General features: G+C 32.0%; 26 protein-coding genes. 4 read left to right on the top strand and 22 right to left on the bottom strand.

Going from position 1 to position 23,390, the window contains the following annotated elements; translation table 11 throughout:
* Nucleotide 1: 1 nt before the first annotated feature.
* From BUB65_RS03880 to BUB65_RS03825, 12 genes are all read right to left on the bottom strand, one after another.
* On the bottom strand, nucleotides 2–412 hold the full coding sequence (locus BUB65_RS03880; RefSeq protein WP_073072412.1) for a secondary thiamine-phosphate synthase enzyme YjbQ: 411 nt from the start codon (nucleotides 410–412) through the stop codon (nucleotides 2–4).
* A complete protein-coding gene (locus tag BUB65_RS03875; protein WP_073072410.1) occupies nucleotides 409–1,353 on the bottom strand; it encodes a D-alanine--D-alanine ligase family protein in 945 nt (314 codons plus the stop codon). The genes BUB65_RS03880 and BUB65_RS03875 overlap by 4 nt, the downstream gene beginning before the upstream one ends.
* The gene (locus BUB65_RS03870; protein WP_073072407.1) at nucleotides 1,350–2,990 is read right to left on the bottom strand and encodes a cobalamin B12-binding domain-containing protein; all 1,641 of its coding nucleotides are present in this window, start codon (nucleotides 2,988–2,990) and stop codon (nucleotides 1,350–1,352) included. Before BUB65_RS03870 ends, BUB65_RS03875 begins: the two co-directional genes overlap by 4 nt.
* A 2-nt stretch (nucleotides 2,991–2,992) precedes the next feature.
* Nucleotides 2,993–4,072: an NAD/NADP-dependent octopine/nopaline dehydrogenase family protein gene (locus tag BUB65_RS03865; protein ID WP_073072405.1), complete on the bottom strand. Its 1,080-nt coding sequence runs from the start codon at nucleotides 4,070–4,072 to the stop codon at nucleotides 2,993–2,995.
* Between the two features lie 33 nt (nucleotides 4,073–4,105).
* Nucleotides 4,106–5,074, bottom strand: a complete 969-nt coding sequence (locus tag BUB65_RS03860; protein WP_073072403.1) for a 2-hydroxyacid dehydrogenase — start codon at nucleotides 5,072–5,074, stop codon at nucleotides 4,106–4,108.
* 11 nt (nucleotides 5,075–5,085) lie between these two features.
* Nucleotides 5,086–6,318 carry a glycerate kinase type-2 family protein gene (locus BUB65_RS03855; RefSeq protein WP_073072400.1) on the bottom strand — a complete coding sequence of 411 codons (1,233 nt, stop codon included), beginning with the start codon at nucleotides 6,316–6,318 and terminating at the stop codon, nucleotides 5,086–5,088.
* Between the two features lie 21 nt (nucleotides 6,319–6,339).
* On the bottom strand, nucleotides 6,340–7,200 hold the full coding sequence (gene nadE / locus BUB65_RS03850) for an NAD(+) synthase (protein ID WP_073072398.1): 861 nt from the start codon (nucleotides 7,198–7,200) through the stop codon (nucleotides 6,340–6,342).
* Complete coding sequence (gene dnaJ / locus BUB65_RS03845) at nucleotides 7,197–8,312, bottom strand: molecular chaperone DnaJ (protein WP_073072396.1); 1,116 nt, start codon at nucleotides 8,310–8,312, stop codon at nucleotides 7,197–7,199. The genes nadE and dnaJ overlap by 4 nt, the downstream gene beginning before the upstream one ends.
* A 4-nt stretch (nucleotides 8,313–8,316) precedes the next feature.
* Entirely contained in the window at nucleotides 8,317–8,880 is a 564-nt protein-coding gene (locus BUB65_RS03840) for a nucleotide exchange factor GrpE (protein WP_073072394.1), read from the bottom strand.
* A gap of 13 nt (nucleotides 8,881–8,893) precedes the next feature.
* Nucleotides 8,894–9,907 (bottom strand): heat-inducible transcriptional repressor HrcA, encoded by a 1,014-nt coding sequence (hrcA, locus tag BUB65_RS03835; protein ID WP_073072392.1) that lies wholly within the window; start codon nucleotides 9,905–9,907, stop codon nucleotides 8,894–8,896.
* 128 nt (nucleotides 9,908–10,035) lie between these two features.
* The gene (locus BUB65_RS03830) at nucleotides 10,036–11,304 is read right to left on the bottom strand and encodes an MFS transporter (RefSeq protein ID WP_073072384.1); all 1,269 of its coding nucleotides are present in this window, start codon (nucleotides 11,302–11,304) and stop codon (nucleotides 10,036–10,038) included.
* Complete coding sequence (locus tag BUB65_RS03825) at nucleotides 11,301–11,810, bottom strand: transcription repressor NadR (RefSeq protein WP_073072381.1); 510 nt, start codon at nucleotides 11,808–11,810, stop codon at nucleotides 11,301–11,303. The genes BUB65_RS03830 and BUB65_RS03825 overlap by 4 nt, the downstream gene beginning before the upstream one ends.
* Nucleotides 11,811–11,938: 128 nt before the next feature.
* Here BUB65_RS03825 and BUB65_RS03820 point away from each other — a divergent pair, with 128 nt between their 5' ends.
* Nucleotides 11,939–13,000: an aldose epimerase family protein gene (locus tag BUB65_RS03820; RefSeq protein WP_234946747.1), complete on the top strand. Its 1,062-nt coding sequence runs from the start codon at nucleotides 11,939–11,941 to the stop codon at nucleotides 12,998–13,000.
* Nucleotides 13,001–13,080: 80 nt separating this feature from the next.
* Here the strand turns inward: BUB65_RS03820 and BUB65_RS03815 are convergent, their stop codons facing one another.
* Nucleotides 13,081–13,500 (bottom strand): FKBP-type peptidyl-prolyl cis-trans isomerase, encoded by a 420-nt coding sequence (locus BUB65_RS03815; RefSeq protein WP_073072376.1) that lies wholly within the window; start codon nucleotides 13,498–13,500, stop codon nucleotides 13,081–13,083.
* Nucleotides 13,501–13,589: 89 nt separating this feature from the next.
* On the opposite strand from BUB65_RS03815, the gene BUB65_RS03810 reads away from it, so the two are divergent.
* Complete coding sequence (locus BUB65_RS03810; protein ID WP_234946745.1) at nucleotides 13,590–14,486, top strand: DHH family phosphoesterase; 897 nt, start codon at nucleotides 13,590–13,592, stop codon at nucleotides 14,484–14,486.
* Nucleotides 14,487–14,491: 5 nt separating this feature from the next.
* Here BUB65_RS03810 and BUB65_RS03805 read toward each other — a convergent pair whose 3' ends face one another.
* Both BUB65_RS03805 and BUB65_RS03800 read right to left on the bottom strand, forming a co-directional pair.
* Nucleotides 14,492–15,697 (bottom strand): MFS transporter, encoded by a 1,206-nt coding sequence (locus tag BUB65_RS03805; RefSeq protein ID WP_200773529.1) that lies wholly within the window; start codon nucleotides 15,695–15,697, stop codon nucleotides 14,492–14,494.
* Nucleotides 15,690–16,631, bottom strand: coding sequence for a radical SAM/SPASM domain-containing protein (locus BUB65_RS03800; protein ID WP_073072372.1), 942 nt, complete (start codon nucleotides 16,629–16,631; stop codon nucleotides 15,690–15,692). Before BUB65_RS03800 ends, BUB65_RS03805 begins: the two co-directional genes overlap by 8 nt.
* A 142-nt stretch (nucleotides 16,632–16,773) precedes the next feature.
* Here BUB65_RS03800 and BUB65_RS03795 point away from each other — a divergent pair, with 142 nt between their 5' ends.
* Nucleotides 16,774–17,790, top strand: coding sequence for a M20/M25/M40 family metallo-hydrolase (locus BUB65_RS03795; RefSeq protein WP_084728020.1), 1,017 nt, complete (start codon nucleotides 16,774–16,776; stop codon nucleotides 17,788–17,790).
* Nucleotides 17,790–18,797 carry a M42 family metallopeptidase gene (locus tag BUB65_RS03790; protein WP_073072367.1) on the top strand — a complete coding sequence of 336 codons (1,008 nt, stop codon included), beginning with the start codon at nucleotides 17,790–17,792 and terminating at the stop codon, nucleotides 18,795–18,797. Before BUB65_RS03795 ends, BUB65_RS03790 begins: the two co-directional genes overlap by 1 nt.
* An 81-nt stretch (nucleotides 18,798–18,878) precedes the next feature.
* Here the strand turns inward: BUB65_RS03790 and rpoZ are convergent, their stop codons facing one another.
* The 7 genes from rpoZ to BUB65_RS03755 all read right to left on the bottom strand — a co-directional run bounded on the left by rpoZ (nucleotide 18,879) and on the right by BUB65_RS03755 (nucleotide 23,382).
* Nucleotides 18,879–19,106, bottom strand: a complete 228-nt coding sequence (gene rpoZ / locus BUB65_RS03785; RefSeq protein ID WP_073072365.1) for a DNA-directed RNA polymerase subunit omega — start codon at nucleotides 19,104–19,106, stop codon at nucleotides 18,879–18,881.
* The gene (gene gmk, locus BUB65_RS03780; RefSeq protein ID WP_073072514.1) at nucleotides 19,103–19,723 is read right to left on the bottom strand and encodes a guanylate kinase; all 621 of its coding nucleotides are present in this window, start codon (nucleotides 19,721–19,723) and stop codon (nucleotides 19,103–19,105) included. Before gmk ends, rpoZ begins: the two co-directional genes overlap by 4 nt.
* Nucleotide 19,724: 1 nt before the next feature.
* Nucleotides 19,725–20,009 (bottom strand): DUF370 domain-containing protein, encoded by a 285-nt coding sequence (locus BUB65_RS03775; protein WP_073072363.1) that lies wholly within the window; start codon nucleotides 20,007–20,009, stop codon nucleotides 19,725–19,727.
* An 18-nt stretch (nucleotides 20,010–20,027) separates the two neighbouring features.
* Nucleotides 20,028–20,912 (bottom strand): YicC/YloC family endoribonuclease, encoded by an 885-nt coding sequence (locus tag BUB65_RS03770; RefSeq protein WP_234946759.1) that lies wholly within the window; start codon nucleotides 20,910–20,912, stop codon nucleotides 20,028–20,030.
* A gap of 117 nt (nucleotides 20,913–21,029) precedes the next feature.
* Complete coding sequence (locus tag BUB65_RS03765; protein WP_073072361.1) at nucleotides 21,030–21,569, bottom strand: 2-oxoacid:acceptor oxidoreductase family protein; 540 nt, start codon at nucleotides 21,567–21,569, stop codon at nucleotides 21,030–21,032.
* Nucleotides 21,566–22,318, bottom strand: coding sequence for a thiamine pyrophosphate-dependent enzyme (locus BUB65_RS03760; RefSeq protein WP_073072359.1), 753 nt, complete (start codon nucleotides 22,316–22,318; stop codon nucleotides 21,566–21,568). Before BUB65_RS03760 ends, BUB65_RS03765 begins: the two co-directional genes overlap by 4 nt.
* Nucleotides 22,318–23,382 carry a 3-methyl-2-oxobutanoate dehydrogenase subunit VorB gene (locus BUB65_RS03755; RefSeq protein WP_073072358.1) on the bottom strand — a complete coding sequence of 355 codons (1,065 nt, stop codon included), beginning with the start codon at nucleotides 23,380–23,382 and terminating at the stop codon, nucleotides 22,318–22,320. Before BUB65_RS03755 ends, BUB65_RS03760 begins: the two co-directional genes overlap by 1 nt.
* Between the last annotated feature and the right edge of the window lie 8 nt (nucleotides 23,383–23,390).

The following is a 23,390-nucleotide window of genomic DNA, read 5'->3' as shown; positions in this document are numbered from 1 at the left end:
ACTATTCACCTATCACTTTTACTACTATTCTTTTTCTTCTCTGCCCATCGTATTCTGCATAAAAAATTTGTTCCCAGGGACCTAAATCTAGTTTTCCATCTGTTACTGGCAAAATTACTTGGTGATGCGTTAAAATTCGTTTTAGATGTGCATCACCATTATCCTCACCAGTCCAATGATGATGATAATCACCAGTAGGGGCAAGTTTTTCAAGCCATTCCCAAATATCTTTATGCAATCCTGATTCGTCATCATTAACTATTATACCAGCTGTTATATGCATTGCTGATACTAAACAAAAACCTTCTTTTATTCCACTTTCTTCAACAATTTTCTCGACAACATCGGTAATTTTAACTAATTCCTTTCTCTTTTTAGTATTAAACCATAAATATTTCGTATAACTTTTCATTTTTCTTCCCCCTTGTACCTCCTCATTGCACTTTCCAAAATCTTCATTATTAAATCCTCGTAAGTTATACCTGCTGCTTCAGCCATCTTAGTAATATCCGAATAAACCGGGACAAGTTGTGGAAGAGAATTCACTTCAATAAAATAAATATTTCCATTTCTTATTCTAACATCCATTCTTGCATAGTCTTTCAACGAAAGAACTTTGAAAAGTTTTTTTGCATATTTTTCAAGACTATTTTTAATTTGTTCTGGTATTCTTGCTGGACACACATAGTTCGTTTGTTCACCATAATTATGTTTTACATTATACGAATAGAACCGTTCAAGTCCTTCAGGAAGACTCGAAAAATCTATTTCAAGAATAGGCAGTACCTCTAAATCTTCATCATTACCTATTAAACCTACACTAACCTCCATTCCATCAATAAACTCTTCTACTAAAGCAGGTTGTTTAAATTCCTCATGAATCTTTTTTATTTGTTTTCTCATATCTTCTAAATTATCCACAACTGATTCTCTTGTTATACCTTTGGCACTTCCTTCTCGAGGTGGCTTCACAATATAAATTTTATCATCAATTTTTTCAGGTAATTCACCTATATCAAAATACATGAATTCTGGTGTTGGAATGTTATGATATTTCATTATAATTTTTGTCGTAATTTTATCTAAACATAAAGAATGTGAATAAGCATTTGAAGCAGTGTATGGTATGTTTAATGCATCCAAAATTGCTGGAACATGAAGTTGCTTTGTCTCTTTACCACCCTTGTTTGAAAGATTAAAAACAAAATTGTAATCCTTTATTCTACTTATAAATGTCTCATCGAAAGGTACGAGTTCACATTCGTATTTTTTAGATAAAGCTTTCTTTACACTTTCTACCATTTTCTTTTCTTCTTCATTCAAATTGATTTCGTGAACTATAGCAATTTTCATATTCCAGCCTCCTTCCTTATGATCTTCAATCTATCCTTTTCTCTTAAAACATTTCCATTATCATCTATTGCATAACTCGCTCCATTTATGATTCTAGTCTCAAATCTGCCTTTAGCTACTGAAAGCCCCTTTAAACCTGGGGCATCTAAAATCCCAACTTTTACAGCGTTATAGATTACTTCTGGCTCAATCAAAGGATCACTATAACCCTTTCCCAACAACTTTATTGATTCAATTATTTCCATGGCTTCATTTTTTAATTCTTCAACTCTATCTTTTACATCTCTATCTTTCATAAAATCTGGAAATCCAAGCATTGCGTTTCTCATAGCTTGTTTAACCATTTTTACACTTTCAATTATTTCTTTACTTGTTGCCCTTTTAATTGCTTCAGAATATGAAACAACATGTAAAATATCAGGTTTCAAATACATACCGTAAAACATTGTACTTACCAACTGTCCCATAGCTAAAAATTCATCTGCAGGGAAAGAAAGAAGTCCTGTTCTAATCATAGTATAAGAAACAAAATTTTCGTCATGCAATGTTTCTATTAACTGTTTTTTTGCAATTTGCTTTGCTAAATCATATTTTGGTGACAACCCTGGTGGTGTCGTCAACATATATTGAGCAATATAATATCTTACACCTAATTTTTTAGCATTATACGCTGCTAGGTAAAAAGTTGCAACCTCCATTGCATCATGGGCATATCTCAATGACCATTGATGAGCTTCGTTAATTTCTACGGGGACATTATTAACAGCATTCCACTTTATCGCATCTTGATTTTCTTTTATTGCACTTAATAAATCTCTATCTGATCTTCTATCAAGTTCTGAATACCAAGTCAAGGGTATAGCTGCCCAGGCATTGTTAATTGTTTCTTTTAAAATTTTTGAAAACTCAACAAGATTGCGTGTACCAGAATAACTTCTTACTAAAGGATAATTTCCTCGCCGAGAAGCATTATATAATCTTTTAAAATCTTCTGCACTTCTTATTGGTGCTCCACCAGCCCCATCCTGTTTTTTATCCATCTTTTCAGGCTCAAAGAAAAATTGTTGACAATTTTGATCTGGAGCAAGCGAAATAATGTCCAAAAGGCCGGATTCTGCTAACACCTTTATATGTTCCTCGGTCTCCTCTATTGTGGGAAGCCCAATATGATGTCTTATTAAAGGAAATGGACTCTTATATTTAATCCTTTCAGGAAGATTCTGAGGTAGTATTTTATTATCTTCTTTCTTAGCTTCTATATTTCTAAGCCAGAAAACTACTTCTTCTATCTCTTGCGTGCCATCAAATACTTTTGAAATAAAATCAAATTCTTTAGCAACCATCCCTGTTTCAATTGTTCCACCAAATACAAATATTCTATTATTTAGAATATTATTTTCTCTTAACTTATTCTCTAAAACCCTTAATAGTTGTCTTAAAGCGTTAGGATCCAATCTATAACTTATAGCCACAATATCAGGATCTGTTTCTATAATTGCACCTACAAGTTTGTCAATATCAACTGCTCCTCCAAGATAAATTGCTTTATATCCTTCAATTTCGGCTAATTTCAAAAAATTTAAAAGACCAGCAATATGAACACAACTTCCAATTGATGCACCTAATATTTTTTTCAATTTTACACCCCCTCGTTCAACAATTTTTTTATCTCATCTATATTCAAGTTATTAATCCCCAACCTTTGTAAAGTCCTACCTTCTCTGTAAAAATCTCTATTCATCATAATTGAAGCAAGGTATACTATTGAATCAATAGCAGGTGTCTCTATTCCCAATTTTTTCGCCATTGAAGAAATAGGAACAAGACTCATAGGAACATCTTCAAATATATACCTATTTTGAAGACTTGGAGGTGCTATTATACCTTGATATCCACTGTTGTTATGTATAGCATCAAACAAATTATTCCCTTGAACATCATAAGCATAATTAAGCCACTCTACAGCCGACATAGGTTCTATCCCCATAGTTCTCGCCACTAAGCATCTTTCTTGATCTATTTTTTCTAACACTTTCGCAACAGAAGGTGTTATTCCTTCAAGATAAAATTCAAATTTTCCATATGTACTTTCAACTCTTCCAGAATTTAATATTAAAGTAGCCGGATGAAAAACGGCACCTATATTATTAAAACTTGTATATAACGTTGAACTAACAACCTGAAATTCAGGTAATACTTCTTCTAAAACTTCTTTCAATCTATTATTTCTATTAGCAGGTAAAGCCGAAACTGGCACAGCATTTTTTATTCTAAAAATATGGGAAACTCCCGGATTAGAAGTTCTAGAAGCAAAAAGAAATGTTTGAGCTTCGGCAACAATTAAGTCTTTTTTTACCCCCATATTTCTCAAAACATTCCAAAACTCAAGTGCTCCAAAAGTTCTTCCAGGATTCAAAATAAATATTTGACCTTCTCTTACATAATTTGCTACTCTCTTCGCTATATCTGCATGAGCAAATGCAGGAACAACAATCATGATTAATTCTGCATCACTTAATGCCTCTTGAATGTCTGTTGTAATGTTTTCTATAGTTACTTTCCCTGAAACTTCCCCTTCTAGTTTGATAGTTTTTGATTTCATAAATGGAGCTATTCTTCTTAACGTTCGATTATACAGCGTTACTCTATATCCGCGCATTCCAAGAAAACCAGCTAAGGCAAGTCCCCCATTGCCCGCTCCAATAACTGTTATATTCATAAAATCCCTCCTTTATTTTCCCAAAACCTAAAATCAATACATTTTTTCAGGATCAACAATATTTTTGGGCTTACCAGTCTTCAAATAGGAAAGGATATTCTCAAAAAGTTCATCAATTCTTCCAATTTGACCTTCCAATGTAAAACCACCCACATGAGGAGAAATAACCACATTTTTGAAAGTATGGAATGGATAATGAAATGGTAGCACAACTCTTCGATTTTTATCTGGATATTCATACCAGACATCACTAGCAAAACCCAATAGTTTCCCATTACTTAATGCATTATATAATGCCTCCTCATCTATCAGTTCACCCCTACCAACATTTATTAAAAATTTTCCTTCCATTTTATTTAGGATATCCTTATTAATTATGTGAAATGTTTCTTTTGTTAATGGAAGAGTCAAAAATATAATATGTGCAGCCAAGATAGCATCCTCTATAGAATTAGTAATATAATCAAAGCCCTCCAGTTTTTCAATGTGTCTTTTAAAACCAATTATCTTACAATCAAAACCTTTAAGTAATTTTGCTAATTGCCTTCCTATCACACCTGTGCCTAGAATTGAAACACTTTTGTTTTGAAGTGAAATCCAATAATCTTCCTCTCTAAATCCTTTAACAAAACCATGCCAAATACCTTTTATTAAATCATTATGATACTCTACAACCCTTCCGAGTAGAGTTAAAGCAAGCGCCAAAGCTCTCTCAGCAACAATTTTCCCATTACCATGGGAATTAGAAACAATTATATTCTTTTCTCTAATTATCCTCCAAGGAAGTTTATCAGTACCCGTCCACGGAACAAATATGATTTTTAAATTTTTAGCTTTCTTTATTTGTTCTTCCGTTAAAGACGCCCCAATAACTGCTTCAACTTCTGGAAGAATCCCATCAAGATTTTCATTTGTATACCACTCAAGATCATATTTTTTTGAATATAACTTAATTAATTTTTCAAAGTAACTAGTAATTTTTGTTAAAACCAAGATTTTCATATTTATCACCTTTACTTAATAAGTATAAATCCAAAATCATTTATATTCGTCCCAGTGGGTCCTGTTTTCAAAAGATCTCCTGCTAAGAGAAGAGCGTTATAAGAATCGTTATTTTCCAAAAATTCATAAGGATCTTTCCCAAATTTCTTTATTTTTTTTACCGTCTCTCCATCTATAATTCCACCTGCAGCATCTGTTGGACCATCCGTTCCATCTGTCCCTACTGAGGCTACAACAACATTATCCATCCCTTCTATCTCAATTGCAGCCGAAAGAGATAGCTCTTGATTTCTTCCTCCTTTTCCTTTACCCTTTACTTCTACAACAGTTTCTCCCCCAAATATGATACATGCAGGAGTTATAAAACTTGTTTGATCTATACTTTTTGCGATACTTGCCACAAATCTACCTGCCTCTTTTGCTTCACAATTCAGTTGTGTAGTTAAAATATATGTATTAAATCCTTCTTTATTTGCAAATTTTTCTAAAGTTTTGCATGCAAGTTCAACACTTCCAATAATATAATGTGTTGCATTCTCAATTTGCTTTGGTGTCTCTTTTTCAATCGCTTTCATAACTTTTTCCGAAATTTTTAAATTATACTTTTTTATAATTTTTTTTGCATCTTCTTTTGTCATAATATCTGGATATGCTGGGCCCGAAGCTATCGATTCAAGTCTATCTCCTAAAACATCAGACAAAACAAGGGCTGTAATTCTTGCTGGAAAAATTATTTTTGCAAATTTTCCTCCTTTTACTTTTGAAAGTCTTTTTCTAATTGTATTAATCTCCACAATGTCTGCACCAGACTTTAATAATTGCCTTGTTATATCCTGAATCTCTTCAAAATTAATACCATCTTCTGGATATTCAAAAAGTGCCGAACCGCCTCCTGAAACTAAAAATATCAAATGATCATTTTCAGATAAACCACTCAATTTTTCGATAGCATATTTTGTTGCTTTTAATGAATTTTCATCGGGAATTGGATGACCAGCTTCAAAAATTTCAAAATGTTCAATTGGTCCTAATGAATGGTTGTATTTCGTTATCACAATTCCATACTTGACATTTAGTACTTCCGAAGCTGCTTTAGCCATTCGCCATGCTGCTTTTCCAATAGATAAAACATAAACACTTCCTTTGATATCAAGTTCATTTAATTTATCCTTTACAAGTTTGTCCGGTAGAACTTCTATTATAACCTGTTCTACAAATTTTCTCGCTAAAATTTTTAAATTCATTGATTTTCCCCCTATATATACTTAAATTTCATTAAGCAAACTTAAATTTCTAATTTTATTTCTTACTTTTCCTAATTCATATAATCTTTTCACGATAGCCACTTTTTCCGGATTTTCTTCTTGTAAACTCTCGTTAGTCTCTAGCTTTTTTAAAATTCTATCAATATCATTATAACTTAACCCTAACGCTTCTTCATCACTTAATCCTGGAATTAAATCTGGTGAAGCTGGTTTTTTAATTATTTTTTCTGGCACTTCCAGTTGCTTTGCTAATTCATATACTTCAGTCTTATAAAGATGCATAATTGGCTCTATATCTGTTGAATCATCACCCCATTTTACATACAACCCCGTTAAAAATTCTGTCTTATTCGTTGTACCAATAACTGCGTAATTTCTAAGTTCAGCTTCCTTGTATAAATAAACCATTCTAACGCGATGTTTGGCTCTATAATAAGAAATCCCTTTTAAAAACTCAGAATCCTCTGTACCAGAAACATCCATTTCATATGGATTAGAATGTCGGCTATAACTATTCCATCTCTTTTTAGCGTACTTGGCTCTAATATTCCACGGAATCAAAGATGCTGGAGGATAGTAACTATATATACCTAAAGCTTTCAAAATTTTTGAAATTCTTTTAATTTCATAATTTACACCAAACTTTTCACACACTAATATTGCATCTTTTACACTATCAGGCGGACTATCTCTTTCAGGTAATATAAAGCACTTTATTTTATCTTTCTCTATAGCTTTTACCAATAAACCTAATACAACTGCTGAATCAATTCCCCCACTAACGCCTAAAACAGCACCTGAAAAATTGTTTTCTTTTAGTGTTTTTCGAATGAAACTTACGATTTCTTCAATTTTTATCATATTTTCCCTCTTATCTTAGCAATTTCTTGCAGTAATTTTTTCTCAGTTCTCGAAACTCTTCTAGGAATCTCAACTTTAATCCTTAATATTAAATCTCCTCTTTTTCCCGTTCTCATGTCAGGTAATCCTTCACCATAGACATATATTTCTTCTCCATGTTGAACGCCAGAAGGAATTTTCACTTTTTTCTCGTTCCCATCTGGCATTTTCAAAGTTAGTTCTGTACCTAAAATCGCATCAATATAATCAATAGTTAAATCTTTTATTAGATCTCTTCCTTTTCTTATAAAGCCACCTGTACCAATCACTCTTACATGAACATATAAATCACCATAATCTCCACCATAGTATCCAGCATTACCACCTTGTGCTATTCTTAAAACAGTTCCATCTTCTATTCCTGCAGGGATTTTTACCTCAACTTTGTGCCTTTTTTTTATTCGCCCATTACCACCACAAATATGACAAACTTCCCCAGGAATTTTTCCAGTTCCTCCACACTGATTACAAGTATATTGATTCACTATTACACCCAAAAATGTTCTTCTTTCTTCTCTCACCGTACCTGTACCATGACATTTTGGACAAGTAACCCATCCACTTCCGGGTTCTATTCCTTCGCCTTTACAATGATAACATGTTTCGTACCTATCATATTCTAGAGGAACAGTAGTGCCCTTAAATAACTCTTCAAATGATATATCAACAGTTATATTTATGTCTTCACCTCTTCTAGGAGACTTCTGCTTCCTCCTTGAAGAAGTCCTTTGATTCCCAAAAAAAATATTGAAAATATCATTATTAATAAAATCCCCGAAATCTCTAAAAATATCTTCAAAACCACCAAAACCACCAAAGCCGCCAAAACCTTCTGCATTTGGTGGAACGTCACCTACATACCCATATCTATCATACATTGCTCTTTTTTCAGGATCCGACAATACTTCATAAGCTTCTTGTATCTCTTTAAATTTTTGTTCCGCTTCCCTCTTATTCTCGTGGTGTTTGTCAGGATGCCATTTTTTTATCAATTGTTTATATGCCTTACGAATCTCTTCATTAGTTGCATTGCGAGAAACTCCTAATATTTCGTAATAATCTTTTTTTGCCATATATTCACCTCCTAGGCTTGACTGTTACTTTGACTTTTGCAGGTTTGATTACTCTATCTCTGAATTTATAACCATCTTCAACAACTTCAATAATCGTATATTCTTCTTTTTCCTCGTCCATTATTTTTTCTACAGCCTCTTGTTCAAATGGATCAAATTTTTCACCTACAGATAGCTCACTTAAGCCTAAATCTTTAAGAACTTTCATGAAATTTTTATATATCAACTCAATGCCTTTAAAAAACTTTGTATTTTTGATTTCTTCTTCGGCATTTACGAATGCTCTTTTGAAATCATCAATAATTGGTATGAATTTCTCAACTATTCTTCCAGTAGTACTTATCGTAATTTGTTCCTTTTCTTTTGCAACATCCTTTTTGTAATTTTCAAATTGTGATTTTAATATTCTCGCATAGTTTTCAAAATCTTTTAATTGCTTTTCCAATTCCTCAATTCTTTCCTTTAGTTCTTTTATCTTTTTTTCATTATTATTGACTTTTTGGCCTTTTTCAACCTTAACTTCATTTTTTTCATTTGTTTTTTTCTTGCTATCCAAATCTTTTTTCATTCTATCACCTCCATTATTGTACGTTTCTTGATACAACTGTAAAATATTCAGTTAATCTATTCACAACGTATTCTATGCTTTCAAATACCTTGTCATAATCACCGAATTTATCAAAAATCACTGCAATTTTACCTACTTCTCTAGAACCAACAAAATAAGGCACTATAACTACCGTATACTGTTCAAAATTTCTCAGATTATGTTCTTTCCCAATATAGATTCCTTCACCTAAATTAAATATCTGAGAATAAAAATCTATAGAGGTTGATAATCTCACAATTTCTTTCAATTTATTTTCGTCAAATCGTTTTGCATTAATTAAATTAAATACTCCATCAGCAATGTAATCTTCGTATTTTTCGGAAGCAATTCGTTCAGATAATTCTATAAATTCTTTTAATCTTCCCTCAGCCCAAGAAAATCTTTCGGTTATTTCTTTCAATTTCAGTTTAAAATCGCTTAAAAAGGCAGCCTGCAAACTTTTATTTAAGAAATGTTCAATTTCATCTATGTTAAAAATCTCTGAATGTTGAATTGGCAAAACTGTAGTTAATCCTAGTTCTGTGATAATATTCACAATTGAAAAATTACTAGTAACGGGGGTCAAAACAATTCTTTTAATTCTGAGATTCATTGGACTAGGTTTTTCAATAATCACAAAACCTTTTACAGTAGTCGCAAGAAGTTTTGCTGCTCCATGAATTACTTTATCAAGATCTCCTATTGGAAAATTCATTGTCGTATCTACGGAAGAACCTTTCTTTTTTGTCTCTTGTCTTATTTTTAATATTTCATTGACATAAAATCTTAGCCCTTTATCAGTAGGTATTCTCCCTGCTGATGTATGAGGCTGAAAAATATACCCTAAATAATCCAATTTTCTTAAATCGTTTCTTACCGTAGCACCACTCCAATCAAGATTAGTAGTTTCTAAAACTTTTTTTGAACTTACAGGTACACCCGTTTTTACATACTCTCTTACAACACAATATAGGATCTTTTTCTGTCGCTCAGAAAGATCCCTCATTCAATCACCCCACTTATCACTTTCATTATCACTCTTAATAAATATCTGCTAATAGTATAACACAAAAATAATTACTAGTCAAATCACACTGATTTTGTTTAATAAAACTAAAGCGCCCATCGGGCGCTTTAGTTTACAGACATTTCTTTTGTTTCTTTTCCAAGGAGCAAAACAGTTATACCCGATACTCCCGCTAAAATAGCAATAATCAGCAAAGCAATAAAAATGGACTTATCAACAAAATATCCTGTAAAATACGGTGCAATTATTCCGGCAATTCTTGCAATTGAACCAGCCAATCCATTTGCTGTTCCTCTAAATGATGTTGGAAAAAGTTCAGGAGTATAAGCGTACACAAGTCCCCAAACTCCCAATGTAAAAAACGAAATTATCAACATTATTATTAAGAATGAAATATTTCCCGAAACAAAAGGAAGAAGTAAAGCGCTTAAACCCATAGCTATAAAATAAGTTGTTAATGTAGGTTTTCTACCCCATTTTTCAATTAAATATGCTACAGATAAATAACCGGGAAGTTGGGCCAAGTAAATATAGAACGTAAACCATTTTGCTTTAGTAATAGTTATACCAAGTTGAGCAACAAAAATTTTAGGTGCCCAAGAAAACAAAGCATAATACACAAAACTTACTACAAACCATGAAACAATAACAACTATTGTCTTTTTGATATGACTTTTACTAAATAATGCTTTGTATGTGATTTTTACCTCTTCAATTGGTTCTATTTCCCCTTTAACTCTTCCAAATATTTCTTCCAATTTTTTCTTACCATATTTTTTGAAAATATATTTTGGGGTTTCTCGTTCAAAAGATAAAGGAATTAATGAAAATATTCCTAAAATGAAAATATAAAAATTCCATCTCCAACCTAACTTTTCTCCAATTGTAACAGCAAATAAAGCAATTAAAATACTTCCGATAGCCCAACTTGCTTCTAGAAGTACCAAATACCTCCCCCTAAGTTTTATCGAAGTATACTCGGAAAGATAAGTATTTACTGCCGGAAGCAGTCCACCATACCCAACTCCAGACAAAAATCTTAAAAACATAGCTGTATTATACGAAATTGAAATACCAAAAAACACTGTGAAAATAACAGAGATCAAAAGATAAATAATCGTTCCAACCTTTCTTCCAACGTAATCTAAAACTAACCCAGAACTTAATGCACCTACTAGCATACCTAAAAAAACAGAGCTGATCAACGAACTACTTAACGTTGTACTTAAAGCCCACTCCTTCGAAATATCAGGAATAGCAAACGGCATAACCATAACCCCAGCTGCCCCAATCATCCAAAGTATCGAAGTTACCAATAATAATCTTTTCTGATGTTTTCTCGTAACAAGTTTCCCAACTACCTCATCTATTTTCATATGTGCACCTCCTTAATAAGGTAATCACTAATTGCTTCTAAAACTTTTTTCATTGTATCTTTATCAGGAGTTTCAATCGTGTGTATATGTATTCCACCAGAAAGCTCTAATAACGGTCTGGCATGCGTTGATTCCATTAAAGCTATAAACTTTGACACATCATCCATAGTACTAATATCCAATCTTCCAGTGATTTCCCCATAAAGTGGATGCTCTACTATTACATTTACAACTGTTCCTCCAGCATTTACTATTGAAACTAATTCATTGTAGATATCATCAATAGAGTGCTTCACCGCTACCATTTTTCTTATTTTTCCACTAGAATCTTCTAAGATATAACCATCCCTTGTAGAAACAACCTTGTAATTTTGAGTTTTAAGAATCGAAATATATTGAACTATAGCTTGTCTACTCACACCTAGATACTCAGCAAGTTCTTTCCCTTTTACAGGACCTTTTGATTTGGACAAAATTTCCAAAATCTTTTTTAAATTTTCTTTCATTATATCCCTCCTCGCAACAAATTTTACAGCACTTTACAGCTGCTGTCAAGTATATCTAAATACAAACATTAAGAACAAGTAGTATAATAAATAATAAATAAATGAGATACAAAAACGGAGGAGATATTTTGAACAAACACACTTTTGGTAAAGTAAAAAAAGAATTTTATGGTAAAACTTCCAAAGGAATTTCTATATTTCAATATTCACTCATTAATGCACAAGGACTAATAGTTAAGATCATCAACTATGGTGGCATTATTACCAATATCTTAATTCCAAACAAATTTGGAAAATATCAAGATATCGTTCTTGGCTTTGATACTATAGAAGAATACGAAAAATACAATTCAAAATACTTTTTTGGTGCTATAGTTGGAAGATATGCAAATAGAATTGCATATGGAAGATTTACTATTAAAGGAATAACTTATCAACTTCAATTGAACGACAATGGAAGGCCTAATTCTTTACATGGTGGTATAAATGGTTTTCACACCAAAGTTTTTAAGGCTAGTTCGCATCTTACTCCAGAGGGTCCTAAATTAATCTTAAAATATAGAAGCCCTGATGGTGAGGAAGGATTCCCGGGTAATCTAGACATAATGACAATTTATCAATTAACAAATAATAATGAGTTATCAATTGACTTTTATGCAACAACCGATAAACCAACTATAGTGAACTTTACTCAACATAGTTATTTTAATTTATCCGGAATAGGAAATATATACAACCATTTACTGCAAATAAATGCAAATTTTTATACCCCCTTAAACGAGAATTTAATCCCAACAGGTGAAATTCAATCTGTAAAAAACACTATATATGACTTTACAACTCCGATAAAGCTCGAAGAAATTCTCAAAAAAAAGAATTACGAATATGACATTAATTTTGTATTAAATACCTCAAAACATCAACCATCATTAGCTGCTCGCTTACAATCATTAGAAACAGGTATAACGCTTGAATTATATACAACCTTACCGGGTTTACAATTATATACTGGTAACTATCTCGACAATGTTAAAGGCAAATATGGGACAATCTATAAAAAACATTTTGGAATATGCCTCGAACCTCAATTTTTCCCCGATTCACCTAATCATCCAAATTTTCCAAATACTATTCTTGAACCTAATGAATTTTTTCATCACAAAATAGTATATAAATTCATATTCAAATAATATTGACTAAAAAAAAAGCGATTTCCTTTAAAGGAAATCGCTTTTACCACACTTAAATTTATTTTTCTATTCACATTTTTTCATTTTATCGATACAACTTCTACTTCAAAAATCAAATTTTTACCAGCAAACGGATGGTTAGCATCTAAATATACCGTATCACCTTTTATATCTGCTATTTTAACTATAAAACCATTCCCATCAGGTTGTTGAACTTCTAAATATCCGCCGACTTCTATTTCTTCCGGTAAATTGCTCTTCTTAACCGGGAAAATCAACTCTTCTTTTACTGGGCCATATGCTTTGTCAACTGGAATATTTATTGTTCGCTTTTCGCCTACTTCCATACCAATAACGCCTTCCTCAAATCCTGGTATTACTTCATTACTACCCACAACAAATTCGAGTGGCTCTCCCCCAAATGAACTGTCAAAAATTTCCCCATCTTCAAATTTTCCAACATAATGAAGAGTTACAGTATCTCCAATTTTAACACCCATGTTTTCACCTCACTTGTATTAATAATTCAATTATACACTATATAAACGAAAATGCAAATTTGATATATAATTATTACGAGGTGAATAATATGCAATTTAGTGACTTATTCAAAATTGTTAAACAAAAAAAGATACTCCATACAACACACATTAATCCTGATTGTGATGGTATAGCATCCATCTATTGGGGAATAAATGTATTTGGTGGGGATTATTATATCCCAAAAATAACCTTGAGAACTACCAAAGGACTTGTTAAAAAACTAAATTTAAGTGATAATCAAAAAAAAGATTTTACTGATTATGATTTTGTTTTCATCTATGATACCGAAATGAAAGAACATGTTAATTTTATTCCAAAAAACAAACCATACGTTCTATTTGATCACCATCATATGAGAGACAAAGAATTTATTAAAAACTCACTTTTTTCGTATATTTCAGAATCTAGCGCCAACGTTGTTAATTTATACGAATTGTCGAGAGAATTCAACATCGTTTTAAATGATTACGTCCTTTTTTCATTTGCAATTGCTTTATACACAGATACAATAATGTTTAAAACAGCAAGAAAGCAGGAATTTGTTTATTTTTCAAAATTTCTAACAAATCATAGATTTGAAGATATCACTGATACTATTTACTCAGAAGAAATCAATTGGAAAAAGTTTAAAAAGTGCTTAAACAAGTTAGAAATAATACAATTAAATAATTTAAATATAGGAATTTCAGACTTTGAATCTGAAAATATTTACTATTCTTTCATAGAAAGTTTATTTGATGTAATCACTTTAGATGTTCTTATTGGTATTCTACCTCAAGGTCTTAAAATCCACATGAAAAAAAAGCATATCCAAAAAATTTATCATAAACTACTTATTCCTCTCCAAAAAGAATTAAACATTAAAAGATTCCAAGGTTTTTGGCACAATTTCTTTGATTATAAAAAAATTTTAGAAAAACTAAAAGAATACGATAACTCGTAACTCTTTTACTTTTCTTTAATACCAACCAATAATGATATACCTATTAAAATTACTCCTGATATTGTGATTGCTTGTCCAATTCCATATTTATCAGCAAAATAACCTGCAATCACTGAAAACACCGCTGTAAGAAACGTCGTTGTTTGCGATTCCACTGATAGAACAGACGCTAATGCATCTGATTTTACATTTTCACTAATATACGACACTGATATTGGCCTTCTTAGATTCTCAATAATGTATAAAACCACAAAGATAACAATTGATATAACATAAAATTTAAACATATAAGTTAAACCAGCAAATAAAATAGACAAAGCTCCTAGTAACAATGTTAAATTTAAAGCTATTGTAGACCCTTTTCTATTAATTTTCCACGAATTTTTAGAAGCATATGAAGTCAATAAATACAATACAAAATATACTACGCCAATTACTATTGACGACCTCTTCTCATCATTTAAACTTACAAAAATAGGAAGTGTTAAAGCAAAAGTTTCAAGAATTGGCTGTAAGTAATCTTTTAAACTTTTAAATACAGCGGAATATGAAGAAGTATTTAATATTACTCTCAAAACTCTTACATTTGCTACAGCAGTAATGAAATCCTTTAAAGTAGCTTTTTTTGATTTCTTCATTTCCAATTTATCAAGTTCTTTTGGATACGTTGCTAAATTTATAAAATTTAAAACATAAGGAATAATTGTAAAAGCAAAAATTTTTCTGTAATCACCACTCAAAAAGACAATTGCTGCAGCTAGCAATGAATTAATTGCTGAACCCAATTGAGATGCTGCCCTGGTAGAACCATAATATTGTACTTTCAAATTTTCTATATTCTTTAATTTTAAATAATCAAAAATCATTGCTTTGTGTGTACCTGTCCTAAAAGCTTCTCCAAAAGCAAATAATATCATTGCAAAAATATATAAAACAAAAGAATAAGAAAAGTAAAATATAAAAAAAGAAACAATATATGAACTCATTGAAAAAAGCATTGCTTTTTTTCGCCCATACAAATCAGCAACTATTCCAGTAGGAATTTCCAAAATATTAGTAGCAACACTCTTTATTGAATACAGTACACCTATTTGCAAATAACTTAGACCACTGCTTAAAAGAAAAAGTATCAAAAAAGGTTCAAAAAATCTCAAGTTTTTTAGGAAACCATATAATTGGAACTTTCTAAACTGAATATCCTTTTCAAACACTGTCATTCACCTCACAAAATATTGGATCATGTGTTAAACCTAATTTTTTCGCAAATGCCCTACAACCACCCTTGCACTCCTCAAAAAGCTTACAATTTTCGCAATCTCTTGTTAATATGCTTGGATCAAATGCCTCCCATATTTCTTTAAATGACATCTTCTTAATATTTCCCATATAATATTCTGGATCATATCTGAAATGTCCGCAAGGCACAACAGTACCATCTACCAGCACCGACGCATGCGTTTTACCAGCCGTACATTCACCGCCAGAAATATTTTCCTCTACATAAAAGTTCACTTCATTTGCGTATTTCTTAATTATTTCATTTACATACTGTATCATTTCTTTCGTAGGAGTTAAAATATCTTTAAATAGTTCTCCTCTCCCAACAGGAACAAACCTATCCACGTATAAATTCATACCAAATTTCCTTGCAAATTGTACCATATCCTCAAAATATTTATAATTCTGTTTGTTAATAACATGTAAAATTGTTACGTTAAATCCTTCTGTTAAAAAATTTTGCAACCCAGTCATTGTTTTTTCAAAAGTTCCTGCCCCTCTAACAAATTCATGTATCTTTTTGATATGACCATCAATAGAAATACCAATATGCAAATCTGGATTAACTTCTTTAAGTTTTTTAACCACCTGTTTTGTTGCCAAAGAAGCATTTGTATTAAGCATCAAATTGGCACCTAATTTTCTTCCATATGAAATTAATTCAAATATATCCTTTCTAGTTAAAGGTTCTCCACCCACTAAATCAATTATTTCAACACCAGCTTCATATAAATCTTTTATAACTTTTTTCACTTCTTCCGTTGTTAGTTCATTACTTGAAGGTTTTCCAGCAAAGCAGTAACAATGTAAACAAGAATAATTACAAATCGTAGTTAACTCAACTTCAACTATTTTTGCCTTTCGCATTTCACCACCCCTTGAATTTTTTCTTTTTCTCTTTCAATTATAATTATATCAATAACCTATAATAAAACTTGAAAAATTGAAATAAAAAAATAAAAATTGTGTTAAAATTAAATTAGAATGCATAAATATGGGAGGGATAAAATTGAACACAAAAGATTTACTATTAAAATTAACTTCTATTCACGGCCCATCCGGATTTGAAAATCAAGTAATCAAAGAAATACAGAAAATAATGGAAGAATACTCTGACGAATGTCACATTACAAAATTAGGTAGTCTCATTTGCTTGAAAAAAGGAAACGGCAAAGGAAGAATTGGTTTACTTGCTCATGTAGATCAACTCGGATTTGTTGTTAGTAAAATTGATGAAAAAGGATTTGCGTACGTAGAAAAAATAGGAGGTTGGGATCCTAAAGTTGTTGCAGGACAAAGAGCTATCATATATTCAAATGGAAAGATATTTAATGGCGTCTTTGGTTTTTTAGCGCCTCACCTACAAAAATCAAAGGACAGAAAAATAATGCCAAATTTTGATGGTTTGTTTCTTGATATTAGCATGAATAAAAAATGGAAAGAAATAAATGTTGGCGACATAGTAATGCTAGATGATATAAAAGGGTTTGAAACCCAAAATTTTGTTTTTGCTCCTGCTCTTGATAATAGAGCAAGTTGTACTTCGATTATTTTAACGGCTAAAATGCTCCAAAAAATGAACCACTCTTTCGATGTTTTCTTTATTTTTACAACACAGGAAGAAATTGGAGGGCCCGGGGCTCCAACAAGTGCATATTTTTCAGAACTAGATTATGCTTTCGTAATTGATGTAACCCACGGAGATGAGAAAATACCTGGATACGCTAAAATTGAACTCAACAAAGGACCAGCTGTTGGTTTTGGCCCCGTAATAGACAGAGAATTCAATGAAAAAGTAAGGAAAGTTGCTGAAAAATACAATATTAAAACTCAACTTGAACCTATCCCACGAAATTCAGGAACAGACACCGATGAAGTACAACTTGTAAGAACTGGAATAAAAACTCAATTACTTTCCATACCTTTAAAATATATGCACACACCATATGAAAAAGTTTCTATAACAGACGTTGAGAATACAGCAAAATTAATGGCATTTACTATCATTGAAATGGAGGTGCAATGATGTTTCTAAAAGAGCTTTCAGAATTAAATGGAGTCTCTGGAAATGAACATAAAGTTAGAAATTTCATTTTAGAAAAAATCAAAAATAAAGTTGACAAATTTTGGATAGATAGAATGGGAAATTTAATAGCACTAAAAAAAGGGAAAGGAAAAGCTAAAGTTATACTTGATGCACACTTGGATGAAGTAGGATTTATGATTACAAAAATTAACGATGATGGTACTTTTTCTTTTATGCCAGTAGGTGGTGTTGATCCAAGAGTTGCAATTGGTAAAAGAGTAAAAATCAACGATGAAATCCAAGGGGTTATAGGCTTTAAGGCAATTCATCTTCAAAAAGAAGACTACCTGAAAACTCCAAAATTTTCCGATTTAAAAATTGATGCAGGTTTTACATCAAAGACAGAAGCTGAAAAAAAAGTTAAATTAGGTGATTATGTTTCATTCGATACAAAATACACAGAAATCGGAAATTTTGCCACCGGAAAAGCCTTCGATGATAGGGGAGGATGTAGTATTTTAATGGATTTAATCATTAATGATGTCAAAAGCGATTATGATCTTTATTTCGCTTTTGTTGTTCAGGAAGAAACCGGATTAAGAGGTGCAGCTGTTGTTGCTGAACAAATTAAACCCGATTTTGCACTTGCATTTGAATGCACAACAGCTGGTGATAATCCTGAATTAGAAAAAGAACACTGGGCTACACATTTAGGAGACGGCCCAGCTCTAACTTTTCTTCACTCACGTTATGTAATCGATAAAAGAATATTTGATTCTCTAGTTGATGTTGCTAAAGAAAATAAAATCCCATTCCAATACAAAAGGAGAATTGCAGGTGGAACAGATGCTGCGCGGTATGCTAGAAGTATCTATGGAGTACCAGCTGGCGTAATTTCAATTCCTTCAAGATACATTCACAGTCCCGTATCTGTAATTAATCTCAACGATTACAAAAATACTTATCAACTTGCAAAACTGTTTTTAGAAAAAGCACCTATTGAATAATAAAGATTATTTAACAACGAAAAACACCCCCATTTAAAGGAAAGTAATGGGGGTGTTTTTTACAGTAATTTTTGAAAATTATTACTTTACATTTGGAATTAAAATTTTCAAAATTTCTTCATTTTTAATCCTAACATAGCCTTCACTGAGTTCTTTTAAAGCTATACTAACATAGTTATTATCCCAAGTTTTCACATATGCTTTGGCAAATTCCTTTAAATTTTCGGCCCTTTTTGCTACAGCAATAGGAATTGCAAATTTGTATGGAACTTTCTTTAATAACTCATCATAATTGATTACTGGTTTCATCTATCACTTACCCCCTTAAAAAGGTTTTTTATTAATTCTTCTGTTAAAACTCTTTTTGTCCTATATGATTCGCCAATAATTATTGACTTCATAATCTGTATCGATTTCTCTAAATCATCATTAACTATTAAATAATCAAATTCTATCATCTTCGACAATTCCCATTTAGCATTATTTAGTCTTTTCAAGAGTGCTTCAGGTGATTCCGTTCCTCTTTTCAATAATCTATCCTTTAATACCTGATAACTCGGAGGAGCTACAAAAATAAAAACAGCATCATCATAGTTTTTCTTTACTTGTAACGCCCCTTGAACATCTATATCTAATATTATTTTATTACCTTTATCAATGTTTTCAAACACGAATTTTTTGGGGGTACCATATAAATTTCCATGAACTTTTGCCCATTCCAAAAATTCTGAATTTTGAACCATTTCCAAAAACTTTTCTTCTGTAACAAAAAAGTAATCAACTCCATCAACCTCTCCAGGTCTTGGAGGTCTTGTAGTGCAAGAAACCGAAAATACAACATTATCTATTTTATCAATTATTGAATTAATTATACTAGTTTTTCCAACTCCTGATGGCCCACTAACTACAAACAATGTTCCCTTCATATTATCCCTTTCTTCTAATTTTGTCAAGTTGTTCTTCTATTTCAAAAAATGATTGCATAAATCTTTGAGCAATAGTTTCTGGTTGTATGGCACTTAAAATTATATGATTACTATCAGAAATAAGTATTGCTCTAGTTTTTCTACCATACGTTGCATCAATAAGTTTTCCTTCATCTTTCGCATCCTCCTTAAGTCTTTTCAACGGAGCACTTTCAGGATTTACAATTGCAACAATCCTATCACCAGCAATTACATTACCAAAACCAATATTAATAAGCCCAAACATAATTACACCTCCCAAATTTTATTCCAAATTTTGGATTTGTTCTTTTAATTGAGAATTCGTAAATTTACCCTCTATTGCAAGATCACTTAACTCCAACATTCTACTTTTCGACAATATTGTATTAAATTCTCTATGAACTTCTTGAGTCAAAAAGTTAAACAACGTACCTATTGGCCCATCAGAATTCAATAACTCTTTCATTCTATTTAAATGACTTTTCAATCTAACTATTTCTTCCCTTATATCTGCTCTATCTGCAATGAGTGCTACTGCTGTCTCAAATTGATTCATATCTAACTCAATATTTTCTGGAAGAATATCTTGTACATTTTCTTTTATTCTTTGTGCAATAACATTTTTTAAATCCTTAGCATAAAATTCTATTTTAGAAACTATTTCCTCCAACCTTACTAACATATTTTTAATATCTGCCGATAATTTTTCACCTTCACTTTTTCTTTCTTCTAAAAGCTTTTCTAAAGTTTTTTTCAATACAACTTCAACGGTAACCCATAACTTTTCGATTTCTTCATCCTCAATATCAGTTCTAAACAATTCCTTGAACATAAGCAAATCTGACAATTTTATTGGTTTTTGAATACCCAAACTTTCCCGTAACTCTTCCAAATTATCGTAATAAGACTTAGCCATCGCAAAATCTAAATTTATATTAATCGGTTTTAAAAATCGTACATTTAATTTCACACTCACTCTTCCACGGCTAATAAAATTTGAAACAATTTTTGCAATTAAAACTTCCTTTGAACTTAAATAATAAGGAAGAGAAATGTGTATATCCAATCCTTTTGAATTCAAAGTCTTTAATTCACAAGTAATTTTATAATTTGTGTCATAATAATCCAATTTAGAATAACCAGTCATGCTTTTTGGCAAAATAATCACTCCCAAAGACAATTATACACAATTTTTTAAATTATTCAAAATCTTTTTCATGTTTTCAACTCAATTTAAAAAAGACGGGACCCGAAGGCCCCATAATGAAAACTTTATCTCATCCGCCTACTGCTCTCTAACTCTCTTTATTCCTTCTTCTATTGCTAATTTATTTAACTCAATTAAACCAGCTTTTTTCCCAACCAATTTCTTTTCAAGTGCTTTAAAAACACTTTCTTTTGAAACAATTGATGTTGCCCCAATAACTGCCCCCAACATTACCATATTAGCGACTTTCAAATTTCCTAATTTATCTGCTATTTCATTACACTCAATTTTAAAAACTTTCACCCCTTCTCTTTTATTAGGTTCTCTGTCAATCACAGATTTATTCAAGAAGAAGTAGCTATTTTCGGCTAAAAAATCTTGAAATTTTAACATTGAAGGTATATTCATTGCTACAATTACTTCAGCTTTATCAACTACAGGAGAAGCTACTTGTTCATCACTTACAACAACTGTACAGTTTGCAGTCCCACCTCTCATTTCAGGACCATATGAAGGCATCCAGGTAACATTTTTACCTTCAATCATTCCTGCATAAGCTAATACTTGTCCCATTAACATGACACCTTGTCCACCAAAACCTGCAAAAATGAACCTCATTTTTCATCACCAACCTTATCCACAAATACTCCAAGTGGATATTCTGGTATCATTTTCTCTTCAAGCCATTTCATAGCTGAAATAGGATCAATACCCCAGTTTGTAGGACAAGTTGACAAAACTTCAACTAAACCAAATCCTATTCCTTTAATTTGAGCTAAAAATGCTTTTTTAATGGCTTTCTTAGTTTTTTCTACATCTTGAGGTGTTGTAACTTTTGTTCTTGCAAGATATGCAACTCCCTTAGCTTCTTTCAAAAATTCACACATATGCATAGGATAACCATCATTTTCAGCTGTTCTACCATACGGTGTGGTCGTAGTCTTCATTCCAAGAAGAGTGGTAGGTGCCATCTGTCCACCTGTCATTCCATATATCGCATTATTTACAAATATCGTCGTTATTTTCTCACCTCTATTAGCTGCATGCATTATCTCAGCAGTACCAATAGCCGCAAGATCACCATCACCTTGATATGTAAAAACATAAAGATCTGGCCTTGCTCTTTTCATTCCCGTAGCAACGGCAGGTGCTCTTCCATGAGCAGCTATTGTTCCATCCATATTAAAAAATTGATATGCAAAAACCGAGCAACCAATTGGAGCTACAACAAGAGTTTTTTCTCTTATTCCAAGTTCATCAACAACCTCTGCAATTAATCTATGAATAATACCATGGTGACACCCAGGACAATATGTAAATTCCTTGCCACTCAATGACTCAGGCATTTTATATAAAAGTTTTTTCATTATTCTCGCCTCCCAATCTCTCTTTTCAATGCTTCGTAAATCTCGGTCGGTGTAGGCACAACTCCACCCATTCTCGAATAAAATGCAACTGGTTTCTTATTTTTTACTCCTAGTTTTACATCTTCTAACATTTGTCCCATGTTCATTTCAACATCAAAGAATAATTCTACCTTATCAGCCAATTTTTCAAGTGGTTCATATGGAAATGGCCATACAGTAATTGGCCTAAACAAACCAACTTTTAAACCATCTTTTCTTGCCATTTCAACAACACTTTTTACTATTCTTGCAACAGTACCAAACGCAGTTATAATAATTTCAGCATCTCCCGTTTCATACTCTTCCCATCTCACTTCATTTTTCTCAATTTCTTTATATTTCTTAACAAGTTCTAAATTCATTTTTTCCAAAACATATGGATCTATATCAAAAGAAGTAATTATATGTGGTTCTCTATTTTTGGCACCCGTCATTGCCCAACTACTGTGATCAGGTAATGTCGACAAATCTCTAAATTCTGGAAATTCAACTGGTTCCATCATTTGTCCGAGTAATCCATCAGCTAATATAAGGGTCGGCGTTCTATATTTATCTGCAAGATCAAAAGCAAGAACCGTCAAATCAACAGCTTCTTGGACTGTTGAAGGGGCTAAAACAATCAATTTGTAATCACCATGGCCGCCTCCTTTGGTTGCTTGCCAATAATCTCCTTGAGCTGGTTGAATGTCACCAAGTCCCGGGCCTCCACGCACAACATTTACAAAAACAGCGGGCAATTGCGCACATGCCATATAAGATACACCTTCCATCATCAAACTAAAACCGGGGGAAGATGTAGAAGTCATTACTCTTGTACCGGTACATGCTGCACCGTACAACATATTCACAGTCGCAACTTCACTTTCTGTTTGAAGAAAAACTCCTCCAACTTCAGGAAGTCTTTTAGACATATATTCTGGGAGCTCACTTTGAGGAGTTATAGGATATCCAAAGAAATGCCTACAACCAGCTCTTATTGCAGCCTCTCCTATTGCCTCTGTTCCCTTTACCATTACTTTTTCCATACTTTCCC

The organism is Thermosipho atlanticus DSM 15807 (assembly GCF_900129985.1).
Classification (GTDB): Bacteria; Thermotogota; Thermotogae; order Thermotogales; family Fervidobacteriaceae; genus Thermosipho_A; species Thermosipho_A atlanticus.
This window is presented reverse-complemented; position numbering and strand designations above follow the sequence as displayed.

Bases quoted from the DNA above. Each gene is read 5' to 3' on its own strand.
- BUB65_RS03880 (WP_073072412.1), bottom strand. From the start codon at position 412: ATGAAAAGTTATACGAAATATTTATGGTTTAATACTAAAAAGAGAAAG.
- BUB65_RS03875 (WP_073072410.1), bottom strand. From the start codon at position 1,353: ATGAAAATTGCTATAGTTCACGAAATCAATTTGAATGAAGAAGAAAAG.
- BUB65_RS03865 (WP_073072405.1), bottom strand. From the start codon at position 4,072: ATGAATATAACAGTTATTGGAGCGGGCAATGGGGGACTTGCCTTAGCT.
- BUB65_RS03860 (WP_073072403.1), bottom strand. From the start codon at position 5,074: ATGAAAATCTTGGTTTTAACAAAAATTACTAGTTACTTTGAAAAATTA.
- BUB65_RS03855 (WP_073072400.1), bottom strand. From the start codon at position 6,318: ATGAATTTAAAAATTTTAGCGAGAAAATTTGTAGAACAGGTTATAATA.
- nadE (WP_073072398.1), bottom strand. From the start codon at position 7,200: ATGATAAAAATTGAAGAAATCGTAAGTTTCATTCGAAAAACACTAAAA.
- dnaJ (WP_073072396.1), bottom strand. From the start codon at position 8,312: ATGGCAAAAAAAGATTATTACGAAATATTAGGAGTTTCTCGCAATGCA.
- BUB65_RS03840 (WP_073072394.1), bottom strand. From the start codon at position 8,880: ATGAAAAAAGATTTGGATAGCAAGAAAAAAACAAATGAAAAAAATGAA.
- hrcA (WP_073072392.1), bottom strand. From the start codon at position 9,907: ATGAGGGATCTTTCTGAGCGACAGAAAAAGATCCTATATTGTGTTGTA.
- BUB65_RS03830 (WP_073072384.1), bottom strand. From the start codon at position 11,304: ATGAAAATAGATGAGGTAGTTGGGAAACTTGTTACGAGAAAACATCAG.
- BUB65_RS03825 (WP_073072381.1), bottom strand. From the start codon at position 11,810: ATGAAAGAAAATTTAAAAAAGATTTTGGAAATTTTGTCCAAATCAAAA.
- BUB65_RS03815 (WP_073072376.1), bottom strand. From the start codon at position 13,500: ATGGGTGTTAAAATTGGAGATACTGTAACTCTTCATTATGTTGGAAAA.
- BUB65_RS03810 (WP_234946745.1), top strand. From the start codon at position 13,590: ATGCAATTTAGTGACTTATTCAAAATTGTTAAACAAAAAAAGATACTC.
- BUB65_RS03800 (WP_073072372.1), bottom strand. From the start codon at position 16,631: ATGCGAAAGGCAAAAATAGTTGAAGTTGAGTTAACTACGATTTGTAAT.
- BUB65_RS03790 (WP_073072367.1), top strand. From the start codon at position 17,790: ATGTTTCTAAAAGAGCTTTCAGAATTAAATGGAGTCTCTGGAAATGAA.
- rpoZ (WP_073072365.1), bottom strand. From the start codon at position 19,106: ATGAAACCAGTAATCAATTATGATGAGTTATTAAAGAAAGTTCCATAC.
- gmk (WP_073072514.1), bottom strand. From the start codon at position 19,723: ATGAAGGGAACATTGTTTGTAGTTAGTGGGCCATCAGGAGTTGGAAAA.
- BUB65_RS03775 (WP_073072363.1), bottom strand. From the start codon at position 20,009: ATGTTTGGGCTTATTAATATTGGTTTTGGTAATGTAATTGCTGGTGAT.
- BUB65_RS03765 (WP_073072361.1), bottom strand. From the start codon at position 21,569: ATGAGGTTCATTTTTGCAGGTTTTGGTGGACAAGGTGTCATGTTAATG.
- BUB65_RS03760 (WP_073072359.1), bottom strand. From the start codon at position 22,318: ATGAAAAAACTTTTATATAAAATGCCTGAGTCATTGAGTGGCAAGGAA.
- BUB65_RS03755 (WP_073072358.1), bottom strand. From the start codon at position 23,382: ATGGAAAAAGTAATGGTAAAGGGAACAGAGGCAATAGGAGAGGCTGCA.